Source organism: Coriobacteriia bacterium (genome assembly GCA_030652115.1).
In the GTDB taxonomy this organism is placed as follows: Bacteria; Actinomycetota; Coriobacteriia; order Anaerosomatales; family Anaerosomataceae; genus UBA6100.
Map to the genome: position 1 here is coordinate 98,205 of JAUSBK010000013.1, position 14,766 is coordinate 112,970.

At 66.4% G+C, this 14,766-nt stretch carries 18 protein-coding genes; 12 read left to right on the forward strand and 6 right to left on the reverse strand.

Annotation, left to right across the window (positions count from 1 at the left end; translation table 11 throughout):
* The first annotated feature begins 1 nt into the window (after position 1).
* On the forward strand, positions 2-862 hold the full coding sequence (locus Q7W51_10940) for a HEAT repeat domain-containing protein (GenBank protein ID MDO8848887.1): 861 nt from the start codon (positions 2-4) through the stop codon (positions 860-862).
* 24 nt (positions 863-886) lie between these two features.
* Here the strand turns inward: Q7W51_10940 and Q7W51_10945 are convergent, their stop codons facing one another.
* Together Q7W51_10945 and Q7W51_10950 are read right to left on the reverse strand one after the other, a co-directional pair.
* Positions 887-1,996: an ABC transporter permease gene (locus Q7W51_10945; protein ID MDO8848888.1), complete on the reverse strand. Its 1,110-nt coding sequence runs from the start codon at positions 1,994-1,996 to the stop codon at positions 887-889.
* Positions 1,989-2,723 carry an ABC transporter ATP-binding protein gene (locus Q7W51_10950; protein ID MDO8848889.1) on the reverse strand — a complete coding sequence of 245 codons (735 nt, stop codon included), beginning with the start codon at positions 2,721-2,723 and terminating at the stop codon, positions 1,989-1,991. The genes Q7W51_10945 and Q7W51_10950 overlap by 8 nt, the downstream gene beginning before the upstream one ends.
* Positions 2,724-2,888: 165 nt before the next feature.
* Between Q7W51_10950 and ord the strand changes: the two genes are divergently transcribed.
* The 4 genes from ord to Q7W51_10970 all read left to right on the forward strand — a co-directional run bounded on the left by ord (position 2,889) and on the right by Q7W51_10970 (position 6,489).
* The gene (gene ord / locus Q7W51_10955; protein MDO8848890.1) at positions 2,889-3,899 is read left to right on the forward strand and encodes a 2,4-diaminopentanoate dehydrogenase; all 1,011 of its coding nucleotides are present in this window, start codon (positions 2,889-2,891) and stop codon (positions 3,897-3,899) included.
* Positions 3,900-3,923: 24 nt separating this feature from the next.
* Positions 3,924-4,304 carry a 2-amino-4-oxopentanoate thiolase subunit OrtA gene (ortA, locus tag Q7W51_10960; GenBank protein ID MDO8848891.1) on the forward strand — a complete coding sequence of 127 codons (381 nt, stop codon included), beginning with the start codon at positions 3,924-3,926 and terminating at the stop codon, positions 4,302-4,304.
* A 1-nt stretch (position 4,305) separates the two neighbouring features.
* On the forward strand, positions 4,306-5,715 hold the full coding sequence (gene ortB, locus Q7W51_10965) for a 2-amino-4-oxopentanoate thiolase subunit OrtB (protein MDO8848892.1): 1,410 nt from the start codon (positions 4,306-4,308) through the stop codon (positions 5,713-5,715).
* 201 nt (positions 5,716-5,916) lie between these two features.
* Positions 5,917-6,489 carry a hypothetical protein gene (locus tag Q7W51_10970; GenBank protein MDO8848893.1) on the forward strand — a complete coding sequence of 191 codons (573 nt, stop codon included), beginning with the start codon at positions 5,917-5,919 and terminating at the stop codon, positions 6,487-6,489.
* 58 nt (positions 6,490-6,547) lie between these two features.
* Here the strand turns inward: Q7W51_10970 and Q7W51_10975 are convergent, their stop codons facing one another.
* From Q7W51_10975 to Q7W51_10985, 3 genes are all read right to left on the reverse strand, one after another.
* Positions 6,548-6,961 carry a type II toxin-antitoxin system VapC family toxin gene (locus tag Q7W51_10975; protein MDO8848894.1) on the reverse strand — a complete coding sequence of 138 codons (414 nt, stop codon included), beginning with the start codon at positions 6,959-6,961 and terminating at the stop codon, positions 6,548-6,550.
* Positions 6,958-7,245, reverse strand: a complete 288-nt coding sequence (locus Q7W51_10980; protein ID MDO8848895.1) for a type II toxin-antitoxin system HicB family antitoxin — start codon at positions 7,243-7,245, stop codon at positions 6,958-6,960. Before Q7W51_10980 ends, Q7W51_10975 begins: the two co-directional genes overlap by 4 nt.
* Positions 7,246-7,323: 78 nt before the next feature.
* On the reverse strand, positions 7,324-8,340 hold the full coding sequence (locus Q7W51_10985) for a permease (GenBank protein MDO8848896.1): 1,017 nt from the start codon (positions 8,338-8,340) through the stop codon (positions 7,324-7,326).
* Positions 8,341-8,677: 337 nt separating this feature from the next.
* Here Q7W51_10985 and Q7W51_10990 point away from each other — a divergent pair, with 337 nt between their 5' ends.
* Genes Q7W51_10990 through Q7W51_11010 form a run of 5 tightly spaced genes read left to right on the forward strand, consistent with a single transcriptional unit; the run spans position 8,678 to position 10,045 of the window.
* A complete protein-coding gene (locus Q7W51_10990; protein MDO8848897.1) occupies positions 8,678-8,932 on the forward strand; it encodes a hypothetical protein in 255 nt (84 codons plus the stop codon).
* Positions 8,919-9,233 (forward strand): metalloregulator ArsR/SmtB family transcription factor, encoded by a 315-nt coding sequence (locus Q7W51_10995; protein MDO8848898.1) that lies wholly within the window; start codon positions 8,919-8,921, stop codon positions 9,231-9,233. Before Q7W51_10990 ends, Q7W51_10995 begins: the two co-directional genes overlap by 14 nt.
* Positions 9,234-9,270: 37 nt before the next feature.
* Positions 9,271-9,513 carry a thioredoxin family protein gene (locus tag Q7W51_11000; protein ID MDO8848899.1) on the forward strand — a complete coding sequence of 81 codons (243 nt, stop codon included), beginning with the start codon at positions 9,271-9,273 and terminating at the stop codon, positions 9,511-9,513.
* A 1-nt stretch (position 9,514) separates the two neighbouring features.
* Positions 9,515-9,796, forward strand: coding sequence for a hypothetical protein (locus Q7W51_11005; GenBank protein MDO8848900.1), 282 nt, complete (start codon positions 9,515-9,517; stop codon positions 9,794-9,796).
* A 39-nt stretch (positions 9,797-9,835) separates the two neighbouring features.
* Positions 9,836-10,045 carry a hypothetical protein gene (locus Q7W51_11010; protein ID MDO8848901.1) on the forward strand — a complete coding sequence of 70 codons (210 nt, stop codon included), beginning with the start codon at positions 9,836-9,838 and terminating at the stop codon, positions 10,043-10,045.
* Positions 10,046-10,052: 7 nt separating this feature from the next.
* Here Q7W51_11010 and Q7W51_11015 read toward each other — a convergent pair whose 3' ends face one another.
* Complete coding sequence (locus tag Q7W51_11015) at positions 10,053-11,960, reverse strand: ATP-binding protein (protein ID MDO8848902.1); 1,908 nt, start codon at positions 11,958-11,960, stop codon at positions 10,053-10,055.
* 176 nt (positions 11,961-12,136) lie between these two features.
* Here Q7W51_11015 and oraS point away from each other — a divergent pair, with 176 nt between their 5' ends.
* Complete coding sequence (oraS, locus tag Q7W51_11020; protein MDO8848903.1) at positions 12,137-12,499, forward strand: D-ornithine 4,5-aminomutase subunit OraS; 363 nt, start codon at positions 12,137-12,139, stop codon at positions 12,497-12,499.
* Positions 12,496-14,754, forward strand: coding sequence for a D-ornithine 4,5-aminomutase subunit OraE (gene oraE / locus Q7W51_11025; protein MDO8848904.1), 2,259 nt, complete (start codon positions 12,496-12,498; stop codon positions 14,752-14,754). Before oraS ends, oraE begins: the two co-directional genes overlap by 4 nt.
* Positions 14,755-14,766 lie beyond the last annotated feature (12 nt).

The following is a 14,766-nucleotide window of genomic DNA, read 5'->3' on the forward strand; positions in this document are numbered from 1 at the left end:
GATGAGGACGCGACTGTGTTCCGCGATCGTCTTGGGGTTGCTGGTCGCGTCGAGCATTCTCGCCACCGGGTGCGACTCCGGGGTCTACAAGGCCGCCGAAGAGGGCGATGTTGACGCGCTCGTGGCCATGGCCGAGGACGTGACGAAGGACCAGTATGCCATCCGCCAACCCGCCGTCGAGCAGCTCGGTGAGCTCGGGACTCCCGAAGCGGTGGACGCGTTGCTGGGGTGGGCGGAGGGTGAGGCCCCTCTACATCTCGAAGGTGACGTCTACGCGGCACTGGGCGCCACCGGCGACCCGAGAGCGATCGAGCCGCTGCTGACCGCGCTCGCCGCTATCGACCGGAGCAAGTCCGAGTACGACATCGGCCCCGTCGACCAGCTCAAGCTCTGGGGGATCATGCGGGGCCTCGCCAACCTTCCGGACCCGAAGGTGGCCGAGGCGCTGCTCGCCGAACTCGACGCTGGTCACGCGGCTGCCATCAGCGAGATCGAACTCGCCGATGCGCTGGCCGGACAGGGGGAGGCGATCGTCCCGGCGCTCGAGCAGCGCCTGGCCAACGGCGACGAGCCGGTCTTTGTGCCCGCGGCCCGCGCGCTGTGCGACATCTATCGCGCCACGGGCAACGACGCACGGATCACCGAGCTGCTCGCCAACCCCGCGACGTTCCGCATCTACGAAGGAGTGCTCACCACCGGAGGAGTGGTTGAGCCGCAGGTGATGATCGACTCGCTCAACGCCATGGACGATGTGCGCATGGCACAGCGGATGCTCAACTCCAATGTCGAGGAGTACGAGGCTGCGGCCACGGCGTGGGCTGCCGAAAACGGGTACATGATCTCGTCCTGGATCACGCCGTAGCGGCCTCGGCGCGGCCGGCGCGCGTCAGATCCGCCGGTACTTCTTGAGCGCTACCACGTTGGCGCCGAAGAGCACCACGATGAACGCCCAGAGCACGACGAGGTCGAGCCACACCCCGCCGATCCCTTCCGAGCGCAACATCACAGCGCGCATCGCGTCGGCCCCGTAGGTGACCGGGAAGATGCGGCTCAGGAACTGCATCCACCCGGGCGTTTGAGAGAGATCGAGCATGCCCGAGAGCAGGATCTGCGGGATCACGATGATCTGGAGCAGCTGCATCATCTGCAGCTCGGTGGTGGCGAACTCGGAGACCAGGATGCCGAGCAGTAGCGATACGAGCGCCATCGAGAGCGCGATCAGCAGTACGAGCCAGATGCTGCCGAAGTTGGGGAATCCGACGCCGTAGATGCTGGCAAGGACCACGATCGTGCTCTGGGCGAGGGTGAAGAGCCCGAAGCCCTGGGCGTAGCCGAGCACGAGCTCCCATCGGCGGATGGGCATCGCCATGAGGCGTTCGAGCGTCCCGCCGGTGCGTTCGCGCAGGAAGCTGATGCCGCTCGTGACGAACACGAAGAAGAAGATGAACACGCCGATGAAGACCGGGCCGTAGTAGTCGAAGACGCCCATATCGGCTTCGCCGTGCACGTAGGTGATCTCGGGCGCCTCCGGGGCCTTGAACTCCGGCAGGTCGATGTAGTCGGTGATGTCGAGCGTGAGGCCGCCCGGCAGCTTGATCGGCTTGAGGTCGAGTTCGAGAGAGACGAGCGTCTTCATCTGCGCCTGGTTCACCGCTCGCACCACAGAGCCGGTCTTCGCGGCGTCCGAGCCCTCGACCCACACCCTCAGGGTGTCGTCCTCGAGTGTCACGTAGCCGTCGGCATCGGCCTCGCCAAGGCGGGCGAGCGCATCGTTGTACTCCGCGCCGTCCGTCCGGGCACCCGCATCCTCAAGCGCCTCCACGAAGTCGCCGGGGACGTCACCGGTGAGGATGAGCGGCTCGTACTCGGGCGAGCCGAAGATGATGTTGAGCAGGAACAGCGCGAGGATCGGCGCCACGATCATCATGAACAGCGTGCGCGGGTCGTGCTTGAACTGGCGCAGGATCCGGATGGTGACGGCGAGCGCGTTATGCATCGTGATCGGCCCCCTCGGCCCGCGCAAAGTGGAGGAAGGCATCCTCCAGCGTTGCGGCCCCCGCGCGTGCCTTCAGGTCCTCCGGCGTGCCGATGGCGATGAAGATGCCGTCGCGGATGAGCGCGAGGCGATCGCATCGCTCGGCCTCGTCCATCACGTGTGTGGTGACGATGAGCGTCCGGCCTTCGGCGGCCATCTTTCGGAACGACTCCCAGATGCCCACGCGATGAAGCGGGTCGAGGCCGATCGTCGGCTCGTCCAAGATCAGCAGCTCCGGTTCGTGCAGCAGCGCGGTGGCGAGCGAGAGACGGCGGCGCATGCCGCCGGAGTAGTCGCGCGCCTGCTTGCGCGGCTCCACCGTGAGGTTCGCGGTGGCGAGCGCTTTGGCGGCGGCCGCCTTGAGTGCGGGGCCGGTGAGTCCGTAGATGGCGCCGAAGAACTCGAGGTTCTCGCTCGCGGTGAGGTCGGTGTAGAGCGCATCCGACTGCGCCATGTAGCCCATGCGCCGCATGAGCTCGAGCGATGGCATCGGCTCGCCGAATGCCTTGACGAGCCCGGAGACCGGTTCGGCCACGCCTGCCAGGATGTTCACGAGCGTTGTCTTGCCCGCACCGGATGGGCCGAGGAGTCCGAGCACTTCGCCTCGCTCCACGCCGAGCGACACGCCGCGGAGGACCTCCTGCCGGCCGAAGCGCTGGACGATGTCACGGGCGGCGAGAACGGGCATATGCTTCTCCGGATGCGCGCGCGGACGGACAGTGTCGCGAGTGTACGCCTAACCTCCCAACGCGGAGAAGCATCCGCGACCATCTCGCGCGAGAGCGCGCAAGGCGATATCGTGGACTGCATACACAGACCGTCGAACTGCATACACCTTCGGAAGGAGCTTCTCGTGATCAAGGTCGCGGTGTGGGGCACAGGGATGATGGGTCAGGGCCTGCTCGGCTTCATCCTGGACCGGCCGAAAGACATCGAGCTTGTGGGCGCCATCGTCACGAACCCTGCCAAAGAGGGCAAGACGGTCGGCGAGCTTCTCGGCCGCTCGTGCGACGTGAGCATGACCACCGATGCCGCCGCCGTGCTCGCGAAGAACCCCGAGGTCGTGTGCATCTGCACGCAGAGCAATCTGGATGAGATCGCCGATCAGGTAGAGGCGTGCGTGAAGGCCCACGCGAACGTGCTGTGCATCGCCGAGAAGCTCGCGTTCCCGTGGGCGAGCGACCCCGACTGGGCCGAGAGCTACGATGCCCTCGCCAAGGAGCACGACGTGACCGTCCTCGGCACCGGCATCAACCCCGGCTTCATCCTCGATGCACTCATCGTCGCCTGGACGTCGATCTGCCTGCGCGTCGACAAGATCGAGGCCGAGCGCGTGAACGATCTCTCGCCATTCGGCCCCACGGTCATGGCGAGCCAGGGCGTGGGCACCACCGTTGCGGAGTTCGAGCGCGGCGTGGCCGAAGGCACGATCGTGGGACACATCGGATTCCAGGAGTCTATCCGCATGATCGCCGAGGCGATCGGCTGGGAGATCGACGAGATCGTCGAGACACGCGAACCGATCGTGACGAAGGTGCCGCGCGAGACACCGCACGTGAAGGTGGCGCCGGGCGATGTGTGCGGCTGCCGCCACATCGGCCGCGGCTTCAGCAACGGCGAGCTCAAGATCGAGCTCGTGCACCCGCAACAGATCCACCCCGAACTCGAGGGCATCGAGACCGGCGACTACATCCGCATCACCGGCGATCCGAACGTGAACATGTCGAACAAGCCGGAGATCCCCGGTGGCAAAGGGACCTATGCGAGCACCGGCAACTACATCCCGGTCATCACCGAGGCGCCTGCGGGTATCCTCACCGTGACGGACTTGCCCATCCCGCGCTTCTGGGCTCCCACCGAGTAGACCGCCCGAACGAAGGGGCACGCCATGACTGACGAGTTCCGCTGCTCGCCCGGCGACTGGGTCGAGGTCGAGTACGTCCTGCTCGAGCCCGCCGAGCGAGCAGCCGGGCTTCCCGAGGACACCGCGGCACAGCCGCTGCGTGCCTGGGTCAAGGGCTTCGCGCGCGCTGCGGGGATGATTGGAGACGCCATCGAGGTCGAGACGATGTCGGGCCGCGTCGTGGGCGGGCACCTCTCGGCGATCAGTCCCGGCTACACGCACACCTTCGGCACGCCGCCGACCGAGCTTGCGGCCATCGGACGCGAGTTGCGCGCGCGGATCGCGGAGTACCGTGCGGACGCCATGGACGGTGAGTTCGTGCCATCGCACGTGCCGGGCGTCGCCGGCCCGGAAGCGGGTGAGTGAGATGGCGACCCGGTACGAGACCGTCATGGCCCGCAAGGGCGAGATCATGAAGCGCGCGCTCGGCATGGACTACGCCGAGTTCGAGCGGAGTCCGATCGCTTTCGACTACGAGGGCATGATGTCCGCCCACGGCTACACGCTCGAACGGATTCGCGGCATCCAGCGTTCGGCCGGCGTGGGCGGCACGCCGCTGCTCGAGCTACGCAACATCACCGACCTGGTGCGTTCTTATGCCGAACCAGGATACGGCGCGCGGATCTTCGTCAAAGACGAGGCCGCGAACATGGCCGGTTCGTTCAAGGACCGCCGCGCGTCCATGAGCATCCATGTTGCCGGCGAGAAGGGTTTTGCCGGCGTTATCGCCGCCACTTCGGGCAACTACGGTGCTGCCGTGGCGAGTCAGGCAGCGCGTGCCGGCCTCAAGTGCATCATCTGCCAGGAGACCTTCGATTCGCGCCATGTCGGCCAGCCGGAGATCGTCGAGAAGTCGCGGCTGTGCGAGGCGTTCGGCGCCGAGGTCGTGCAGATGACCGTCGGCCCCGAGCTCTTCTTCCACATGCTCGAACTGCTGGACGCGACCGGGTACCTCTCGGCATCGCTCTACTCGCCGTTCGGCGTGTCCGGCATCGAGAGTCTCGGTGCGGAACTCGCCGAGGAGATGACGGCGCTCACGGGCGCGCCACCCACGCACGTGGTGTGCACGCACGCCGGTGGCGGCAACACGACCGGCACGGCGCGCGGTCTCAAGCGAGTGGGCGCGCGGACCGAGATCGTGAGCGCAAGTGTGGACTTGAGCGGTCTGCATATGGCGAGCGATACGGACTTCAACCGCAAGAGCTTCACCACAGGCCACACCGGCTTCGGCGTGCCGTTTGCCACGTGGCCTGATCGCGCCGACGTGCCGCGCAACGCGGCGCGATCGCTGCGCTACATGGACCGCTATCTCACCGTGAGCCAGGGCGAGGTCTTCTACGTGACCGAGGCGCTCTGCAAGCTCGAGGGTCTCGAGCGCGGGCCGAGCGGCAACACCGCCATGGCCGCCGCGATGTCGCTCGCGCGCGAGCTGCCGAGCGACGCCACGGTGGTGGTACAGGAGACCGAGTACACCGGCGCCGGCAAGCACCACTGGAGCCAGCTCGCCTTCGCGCGCACGCAGGGCGTCGAGGTGAGGTGCGGTGACCCGGCCGAGAACGTTCCGGGTAAGGCGATCGTCATCCCCGAGCGTCCCGAGCAGATCCGCGCGCAGGAGGCCGACCTCGGCAAGCTGCACCGCTCCTACGTGCGCAACGCGCTCAAGCACGCCGGCGAGGGCTACCAGCCTACGCCCGAGGACCTCGTCTTCATGGCCGAGGACACGAACACGTCGCCTGCCACCATCGAGGAGATGGTCGCCGGGCTGCGAGCCGGGTAGTCCGTCGCGGGACCCAGGCTTGCGCCGTCCGGCAACGCACGGGCACCGTTCGGCAGCACGCACGCGCCGCCGGGCAGGACACGGGTGTGTTGCAGCGAACGTCTATCGCGAGGGGGCAAGTGGCCCATCTCGTGGCGTCTTGCGACAGCTTTGGTCGATGCCACTCGAATTGCCCGTGCATGTGCGTCAGAGGAGGTAGTGATGATGCGTGACAAGCGACTGTTGGTCCTCGCGTTCGTGCTTGCGGGCATGCTCGCTCTAACGGGTTGCGGCGGCAGTGACGCGGAAGAGGCCGAGAGTGACTCCGCTACCGAGACGAGCGAGGCCGAAGCAGCGACCACCGAAGCTGAAGCTGATGCTGGTGCGCTGCCCGTGATCGATGCATCAACCAACAAGACGGGGTGGGCGCTCGTGTCCGAGAAGTGCACGGTCTGCCACCCCATCACCACGGTGGACGAGGCGCGGCTCGACTGGAGCGGCTGGACCAAGGCCGTCGACCACATGTTGGAGAACGGTGCGCAGCTTACCGAGGAGGAGAAGGCGACCGTCCTCGAGTACCTGACCACACGCGAACAGGTGAAGCTCTACGGCGCCTCAGAAGTCCAGCAGGAGTGCATGGTGTGCCATACCACCGAGCGCGTGAACGCAGCGGTGCTGGACTGGACCGGCTGGGAGGTTGCCGTCGACCACATGATCGAAAACGGCGCGCAGATCGACGATACGCAGAAGGCAGTGATCATCGAGTACCTGGCGATCCGCGGTCCGCAGGGGTAGCCGCTCGACCGCGTCGCATTGAGGGGCCCGGCTCGGGATGAGCCGGGCCCTGTCGCGCTCAGATCAGCCTGAGCTCCACGGGCGTCTCGATGTGGGCGAACGCCTTGCCGTCAGCAGAAACCAGCGGGCACCCGAGTTCCTCAGCGAGCCCAAGGAACAGCGCGTCATAGACGCTGATGTTGTGGCGGTATGACAGCAGGGCTGCGGCGTGCAGGCGCTTTGGAGTGGCCTCGAACAGCTGGATGTGGGGGAGGTCCAGTTGTTCGAGCGCTGTGAGGACGTTCTCCTCGGTGTGCTTCGAGTAGCGAAGGGCGTTTGCCAGTTCGAGCGTCAGGGATCCCGGCGCGACAAGCGCGACCGCATTCCGTGCGCTGGCTTCGAGCAGCGCGAAGGCCTCGGCCACACCGCTCTCACCGATCTGGCAGAACCACTTGAACGCGACGCAGCTGTCGACCACAAGGCATGTGGTCATCGCAGCATCTCGGGGGGAGTGTCCCGGTCCCTGCGCAGCTGCTCCATCATCCGCTGTCCGGTACCCGGCGGCGCCTGAGCTCCTATGCGCTTGAAGGACTCGATCGCGCGCTCGATGTCCTTACGCCGGCGTTCCTCGGCGGACAGGTTCTGGACGTCCACCACGTACCGCGTGCTGGCCTCGGCGATGAACCCGCTTCGGCTCAGGCCGAGCTCGGCCGCGGCCTCGTCGATCTCGCTCACCAGATGCTCGGGCAGGGAGACGTTCACCTTGTAGACTGCCACTCCGGTCACCTCGCAGATACACCAAGTGGATACACCAAGAGTGTACCTACGTGCTCTGACACGCGTCAAGCGGCGGTGCTACACGAACCAGCCGCCGAGCGCGTTGAACGCGTAGCCGATGATCAGGATGCCGGTCACGACCAGGCCGAAGAACGTCGCGAGCAGCGGCGTCTTGACGACCTTCTTGAGCATCACGAGCGACGGCAGCGACAGTGCGGTCACGGCCATCATGAACGCGAGCACCGTGCCGAGGCCGACGCCTTTGCCCACGAGCGCCTCGGCGATCGGCAGCGTGCCGAAGATATCCGCATACATCGGGACGCCGATCAGAGTGGCGAGCACCACCGAGAATGGGTTCTTGTCGCCGAGCACCGCCGCCACCCACTCCTCGGGAATCCAGCCGTGGATGACCGCGCCGATGCCTACACCCGCGAGCACGTAGGGCCACACACGCTTCACGATCTCGGTCACGGCATCCCAGGCGAACGAGAGTCGGTCGCGCCGGGTCATCTCGGGCAGGTCGATGTCGACCAGGTGCGAACCGTACACGAACGGCTCCACGAACCGCTCCATCTTGAGTGCGCTGATGGCCGAGCCGCCAGCCACTGCCAGCACGAGCCCGACGACTACATACGCGCCGGCGATCTTCCAGTTGAAGATGCTCGCAAGCAGGATCACCGAGGCGAGGTCCACGAGCGGTGAGCTGATGAGGAAGGAGAAGGTCACGCCGAGCGGCAGTCCCGCCGACGTGAACCCGATGAACAGCGGGATCGAGGAGCACGAGCAAAACGGCGTGATGGTGCCGAGCAGCGCGCCGAGGATCCTGCCGCCGATGCCGTCGAACCGGCCGAGGATGCGCTTCGTCCGTTCGGGCGGGAAGTAGCTTTGCACGTAGGAGATGACGAAGATCAGCGTCGAGAGCAGGACGAAGATCTTGACCGTGTCGTAGAGGAAGAACTGGACGCTCGCGCCGAGCCGCTCGTCGAGCGGGAGGTGCAGAACGTTCTCCACGAACGCGCCGACCAGGTCGTTCAGCCAGAGCATCTTGAGGAGCTGGTCGTTCATCCAGCCGAACACGGTTGCGAGCAGGTCCATCGGCGTCTCGTCTTTCGGTCGTAGGCCGTACTTCCAGCTGAAGCCCCGGTCCGCGGTCGCTATAACGCTTGTGCCCGTGCCGCGTACACCGTATGCTTCGATGTATGTCGAAGTATACGTACTAGTTCGATGACTGTCGAATCGGAGTTGAGCGACTGTGGCTGACTGTTGCGGGGGGCCCAGAAAGGTTCTTGTTGAGGCGTGCTGCGCCCCGGCTGCTCAGCCGGCGCTGGCGGTCACGCTCGTTTCGGCTCCGGGCTGCGGTTGAGGCGGGGCGCTGATGTGCGACCCCGGTTCGGAGGTCGAATTCGTGGCGGCCGAAGGCTCCACTTGAGACATGCCGTCGGCGTGGCGTGTCCACGTGATCAGCGAGCGGCTTCGCGGCGAGGGTATCCCCGCGGCGGTGATGGAGAAGGATCTGTACTCGCTTGTGGACGACGAGCGCCATGCCGTGCTCGACATCATGGTCCGGCAGCAGGCGGACCCGCCGATGGTGGTCGTGGGCGGGGTGGTTGCCTGCTTCGGCGAGTTGGATCTGGATGCGGTGGTGCGGACGGCGAGGGAGGTGCGTTCCGGTAATGGCTGTTGCTGAAGCGATCACGGAGACGCAGCTCGATGCAGCCCTGAAGGCGCTCGCCTCGGGCCAGCGGCGCGAGATCATCCGCTTCCTGCTCGAGCGCTCGGCGGCGGACACCACCTGCTGCGCCTCTGACGAGGTGTGCGCGTGCAAGCTCTCGGAGCATCTGGGGCTTGCCGCATCCACCATCTCGCATCACATGACCGCGCTCAGGGACGCCGGTCTGGTGACCGCGCGCAAGGACGGCACGTGGGTGTACTACACGGTGCAGCGTGACGTGCTCGCCGCCGTGGGCGCGGCGATCGAAGGACTCTAGCGGCCGCAACCGGCCACGAAACGAAGGGAACCGCTCAATGGAGATCAAGATCCTCGGCACGGGATGTGCCAAGTGCAAGCAACTGGAGAAGACCGTGCGCGAGGCCGTAGACGAGATGGGCCTGGACGCCGAGGTCGAGAAGGTCACCGAGTTCTCGGACATCATGGCGTACGGCATCATGTCGACCCCCGGGCTCGTGGTGAACGGCGAGGTGCGTCTTGCCGGGCGTCTGCCGAAGCTCGCCGAAGTGAAGTCGATCCTCGAGCGCGCCGGGGCGTAGCATGTCCACGCTGTCGCCTGAGGAGTCCACTGCGCCGGAGCATGCGATCTCGGTCGAAGACGAGCTGGCTACGAGCGCCGATGCGCCCCCATCGCCGGGTCGCGGGCGCCTGCTCGTGCTCGTGCTGGCGGTGGCGGTCTTCGCCATCCTGACGGCGATGGTCCTGTCGCGCGGCGGGAGCACCTCGGCGCCGCCTGAGGAGCCGTATGCTACCTCGGCCACGCTCGACGCCGCGCTTGCTGCCGGCGAACCGGTCTACGTGCTCATCCATTCGCTGACTTGAGTCTCCTGCACCGAGCTCGCGGCGGTCGCCGCGGACGTGATGCCGGAGTACGAGGGGCAGGTGGTGTTCGTCGACGCGGTGACCACGGACCCGGCCGCCGATGCGGTACTCGACCGCTACCCCACGCAGTACATCCCCACGTCGGTATTCGTCGGTGCGGACGGCGAGGTCACCGAGACGATCATCGGCCCGCTCACCGAGGCGGAGTTGCGCACACGGCTGGATGGGCTTGCGGCATCCGGGGAGTAGGCCCGGATCAGTGGGGGAGGTCGGGGCGTTCGGGAAGCACGAGCGTGAACGTGGAACCGCGACCGACCGTGCTCTCCACGGTCAGCGTTCCGCCCAGCAGCCGTGCAAGGTTCGCCGAGATAGCCAGACCGAGTCCGGTGCCGAGCTGCGCCGAGCCGGACACGTGCGAACTCTGCACGAATTCGTCGAAGACGCGCTCGCGGTCCTCCTCGGGGATTCCCGGACCCGTGTCCTCGATGCTGATCCCGATCATCCCGGGTGAGTGACGGAAGACCCGCGCCGTTACACTGCCTGTCTCGGTGAACTTCGCCGCGTTGCCGAGCAGGTTCAGTACGATCTGCCGAATCCGGCGGGCGTCCGAGCGGTACGACCTGGCGGCGGGAAGGTCATCGGCGGGCTTGAAGATGAAGTCGAGGCCCTTGCGCTCCGCATCGGGTCTCATCGATTCGACCAGCGCTGAGACAAGTTCGTTGAGGTCGGTTCTGTGGATCTCCAGCTGCACCTGGCCCGCCTCGATGCGCGAGAGGTCGAGCACATCGTTGATGAGCGCGAGCAGGTGTTGGCCGGACCGCTCGATCAGCTCGAGCTGATGGCGCTGTTCGGAGTTCACGTCTCCAGCGAGGCCTTTGCTCATAAGACCGGAGAAGCCGATGATGGAGTTCAGCGGCGTGCGGAACTCGTGGCTGACCGACCGAAGAAACCGGGATTTGGCGTCGCTCGCGGCTGCGAGTCCCTCGTTCGCGGTGGCAAGCTCCTCGCCCGTGTACTGCAGCTCGTCGTTCATCTGCTGCAGCTCCTCGGTGGTGGCCATCAGTTCCTCCGAGGTCGCCTGAAGCTCCTCGTTGGTGGACTGCAGTTCCTCCACCGTGGCCTCGAGCCGCTCGTTCGAGATCGCCAGTTCGTCGGCGATCTGGTGCAGGTCGGCGGTGCGCTCGGCCACCAGCTCTTCAAGCCGCTCGTTGTCGCGCTTGATCTCCGAGGCGTGCATGCGCTGAACGACCAGCGCAGGGGCCGCCAGCACGAGACCGGCCATGATGACCACGAGACCGATGATATACCGCGACCGCACCTGCCAGGCGGCGAACGCCTCGGCCACGTCCACCTTCGAGATCATGAGCCATGGCGTTTCGGGAATCTCCGAGATGTACGCGAGGACCTCACGTCCGCGATAGTCCGGACCTTCCACGATGCCACGCTCGCCAAGCACCGCCTTGACTGCCGGCCTGTCCGTGCTGTCGAGCGGCTCGCGGAGCTCGAGGGCGGTGTCGTCGGCATGCCGCAGGTCGTTCAGGAAGAGCACGTCATCGCCTTCACGCTCCACGAGCAGCGTCTCGGCAGTCTCGCTTGGGGTCGGCCAGCTCTGGATCAGCGGGAACAGGAACTGGTCGACGTCGATGCGCAGGAGGACCGCCGCGATGGCCTGAGCGTCAGGCTCGTCGGAGGCGCTGATGGGCGTGAGCACGTCGAGATGGGGGTCGTGGCCCGACTCGTCGCCGTGAAGCTCGCTCAACACCGGCTCGCCCGACGCCAGTGCCTCCCGGAGGGACTTGAGGGCGTCAGGCTGAAGTTCGATCGCATCGCCGGAGGCGGCGACGAGCATCTCGCCTTCGGTGCTGACGAGCATGACGTCCGCGTATCGGTCGTCGTGCCGAAGCGACCGCAGCGTCTGCACGACCGGTTCGAGGTTCTCATCCGAGGGTTCCGCGAGCCAGTGGATCACCAATTCGCGTGCACCGGGTGCGGCTGCGAGGCGATCGGCGTCAGCGAGACGCTCGCCTCGCCAACGGGCGATCTCCGCCGACTTGAGCTCCGCGATCGTCTCGAGTTCGTTCTCGGCCTGAGCGCGCAGTGTGCGTTCCTGCTCGCGATAGAGCCAGACTCCACCGACGAGGGTCACGACGAGCGCAGAAACCACGGCAGCTGCAATCCATCGCAGCGTTGCGGCTCGCGTAGTGTGTCGCATGGAGTCCCCGCCAAATCGTATCGCGCGGTTACAATCTGCTTTGATAGTACCACCCGACGAACCGATGTCTGCGCTATGCTTGCATGAAACGTACCTTGTTGTGCATAAGTCGACGCGGGAGGACCACGATGGCGCGCGAAGACACGTTTGACGAGGCCCGGAAGCATCTGGTCGGCCTCTCTGACGCCGAACTCGAGGCGCGCTTCTGGGACCTCGCGAAGCAGTGCGTCGATCCGCTCGTGGATCTCGCGCGCACGCACACCTCGCCATCGATCGAACGAAGCGTGCTCATGCGCATGGGCATCGACTCGGTCACCTGCAAGGCCGTGGTGGCCGAATGCGAGGTGCGCGGGTTCCTCGGCCATGGTGCCGGTCACGTGCTGCTCCTGGCGATGGGCGAGTGGGACGTGGATGCGCCCGCAGCCGCAGCCCGCCTCGCGGCTGGCGACGGATGGGACCTCGCCGAGGCGAAGTGGGGTGGCACGCGATGAGCGAGCAGGACCCCCGCTTCGGCAAGCCGCTCAGCGATCCCCCGCTGAGGTCCGACGAGAAGCTCGACGTCGCCGCGCTGCTCGAGGGGCTCGCGGAGTACCGCCCGCGGCGCGAGGGCTGGACGTGGCGAACACTCGTGCCCGGACAGCACGCCTACGAGTTCACCTACCACGAGACGGCCGAGCCGCTCGAGCGCAGCGTGCCGCTCCCGGCGGCACACTACTTCGAGAACATCGACCCGCAGCCTGACTGCGTGATCACGACCGAGATCGCCTCGGGCCGCCCTGAAGACGACATCCGCCGCATGCGCATGGCGGCCTGGCACGGCGCCGACCACATCATGGTCATCCGCACGGCGGGTCAGAGCCACATGGACGGCCTGATCGAGGGCACGCCCGAGGGTGTGGGCGGCATCGCGGTCACGCGCAAGCAGGTGCGCCTCTCGCGCCGGGCTCTCGACCTCATCGAGGACGAGGTCGGTCGCCCGATCAACTTCCACTCCTACGTGAGCGGCGTGGCGGGTCCCGAGATCGCCGTGATGTTCGCCGAGGAGGGCGTGAACGGCGCCCACCAGGACCCGCAGTACAACGTGCTCTACCGCAACATCAACATGTATCGCTCGTTCGTGGATGCCGCGGTGGCCAAGCACATCATGGCGGCGGCGGGCATCCTGCAGATCGACGGCGCGCACAACGCGAACGCCACGGCGGTGAAGGCGTGGAAGGTCATGCCCGAGCTGCTGGTGCAGCACGCCATCAACTGCGCGTACTCAGAGGCAGTCGGCATGCCCGCCGAGCTGATCGCGCTTTCCACTGTGCCGCCGGATGCTGCGCCGGCACCGTGTATGCGCATGGACCTGCCGTACGCGATCGCGCTCCGGGACCTGTTCGGCCGATACAAGATGCGGGCGCAACAGAACACGCGCTACATGGAGTCCGACGGCCGGGACGCGACCGTCTCCCACGTGATGAACCTGCTGATCTCGCGGCTCACCAGTGCGGATATCCAGTCAACGATAACCCCGGACGAGGGCCGCAACGTCCCGTGGCACTACAACAACGTGGCCGCAGTGGATACCGCCAAGCAGTCGCTCGTGGGGATGGACGGCCTGCGCGAGATGGTGCGAGTCGATCGCGAGAACCCGGAGCTCAAAGCGCGCGTACGCGAACTCAAGGAGCGCGCGGTGCTCTTCCTCGAGGCGATGCTCGAAGACGGCGGCTACTTCGCCGGCGTGGAGAAGGCGTACTTCGTGGACAGCGGCGAGTATCCCGAAACCAACGACGACGGTATCGGGCGCGACAGCGCCGGTGGCGTGGCCGCAGGCTCGATCGTGCCGCGGGCGGACGACTACGTGGCACCGGTCTGTCACCACTTCGGCCGGAACAACCTGCCTGTCGGGTACCGGGGGCGTACGTTCGGCGAACAGGCGCCGTGCGCGCTCATGGGCGGCTGCACGTTCTGCGACGATACGAAGATCCCGTTCATCGATGAGCTCGACCCCACCGACAACGCCGCCGAGCGACTTACGCAGACCGCAGAAGCGCGCAGCGCGGGCCTTATCACGCCCGAGGTGGAGTGGGCTGGAGACGGCATCGTGGCGGTCACGATGTTCCTGCCGGCCGCCGAAGCGATCGCCGAGGCCGCCGCGCTCGAGCTCGGCCGTGCGATGAACCTCGAGGACTGCGAGGTCATCCACAAGCGCGTGATGCATCCCGCCGAAGGCACGCTGATCGAGCTCAAGGGCCGCCTCGAGGTGGCGATCGATCCGGCCACCCTCGAGATCCCGGAGCCGCCCGAAGTGCTCACCGACGACGAGATCCGCGACTTCGTCCACGAGCGCAACATCCGTTGCGTGGCGGCCACCGTGGGCGAGGACGAGCACTCGGTGGGCATGCGCGAGATCATCGACATCAAGCACGGCGGCCTGGAGAAGTGGGGCTTCGCCGTGACCTACCTCGGCACGAGCGTGCCCATCGAGAAGGTGCTCGACGCCGCCATCGAGCACGCAGCCACCGTGGTGCTCATCTCCACGATCATCAGCCACGGCGACGTGCATCGCGAGATGATGGAGAAGCTCACCGACCTGGCCGAGGAGAAGGGCGTGCGCGACCGGCTGCTGCTGATCGCCGGAGGCACGCAGGTCACCGACGAGATCGCGTGCGCGAGCGGCATGGACGCCGGCTTTGGCAGGCGCACGAAGGGCATCGATGTGGCAAGCTTCGTGGTGCGCGAAATGCGCGCACGCGAACTGTAACGAAGCATCTTC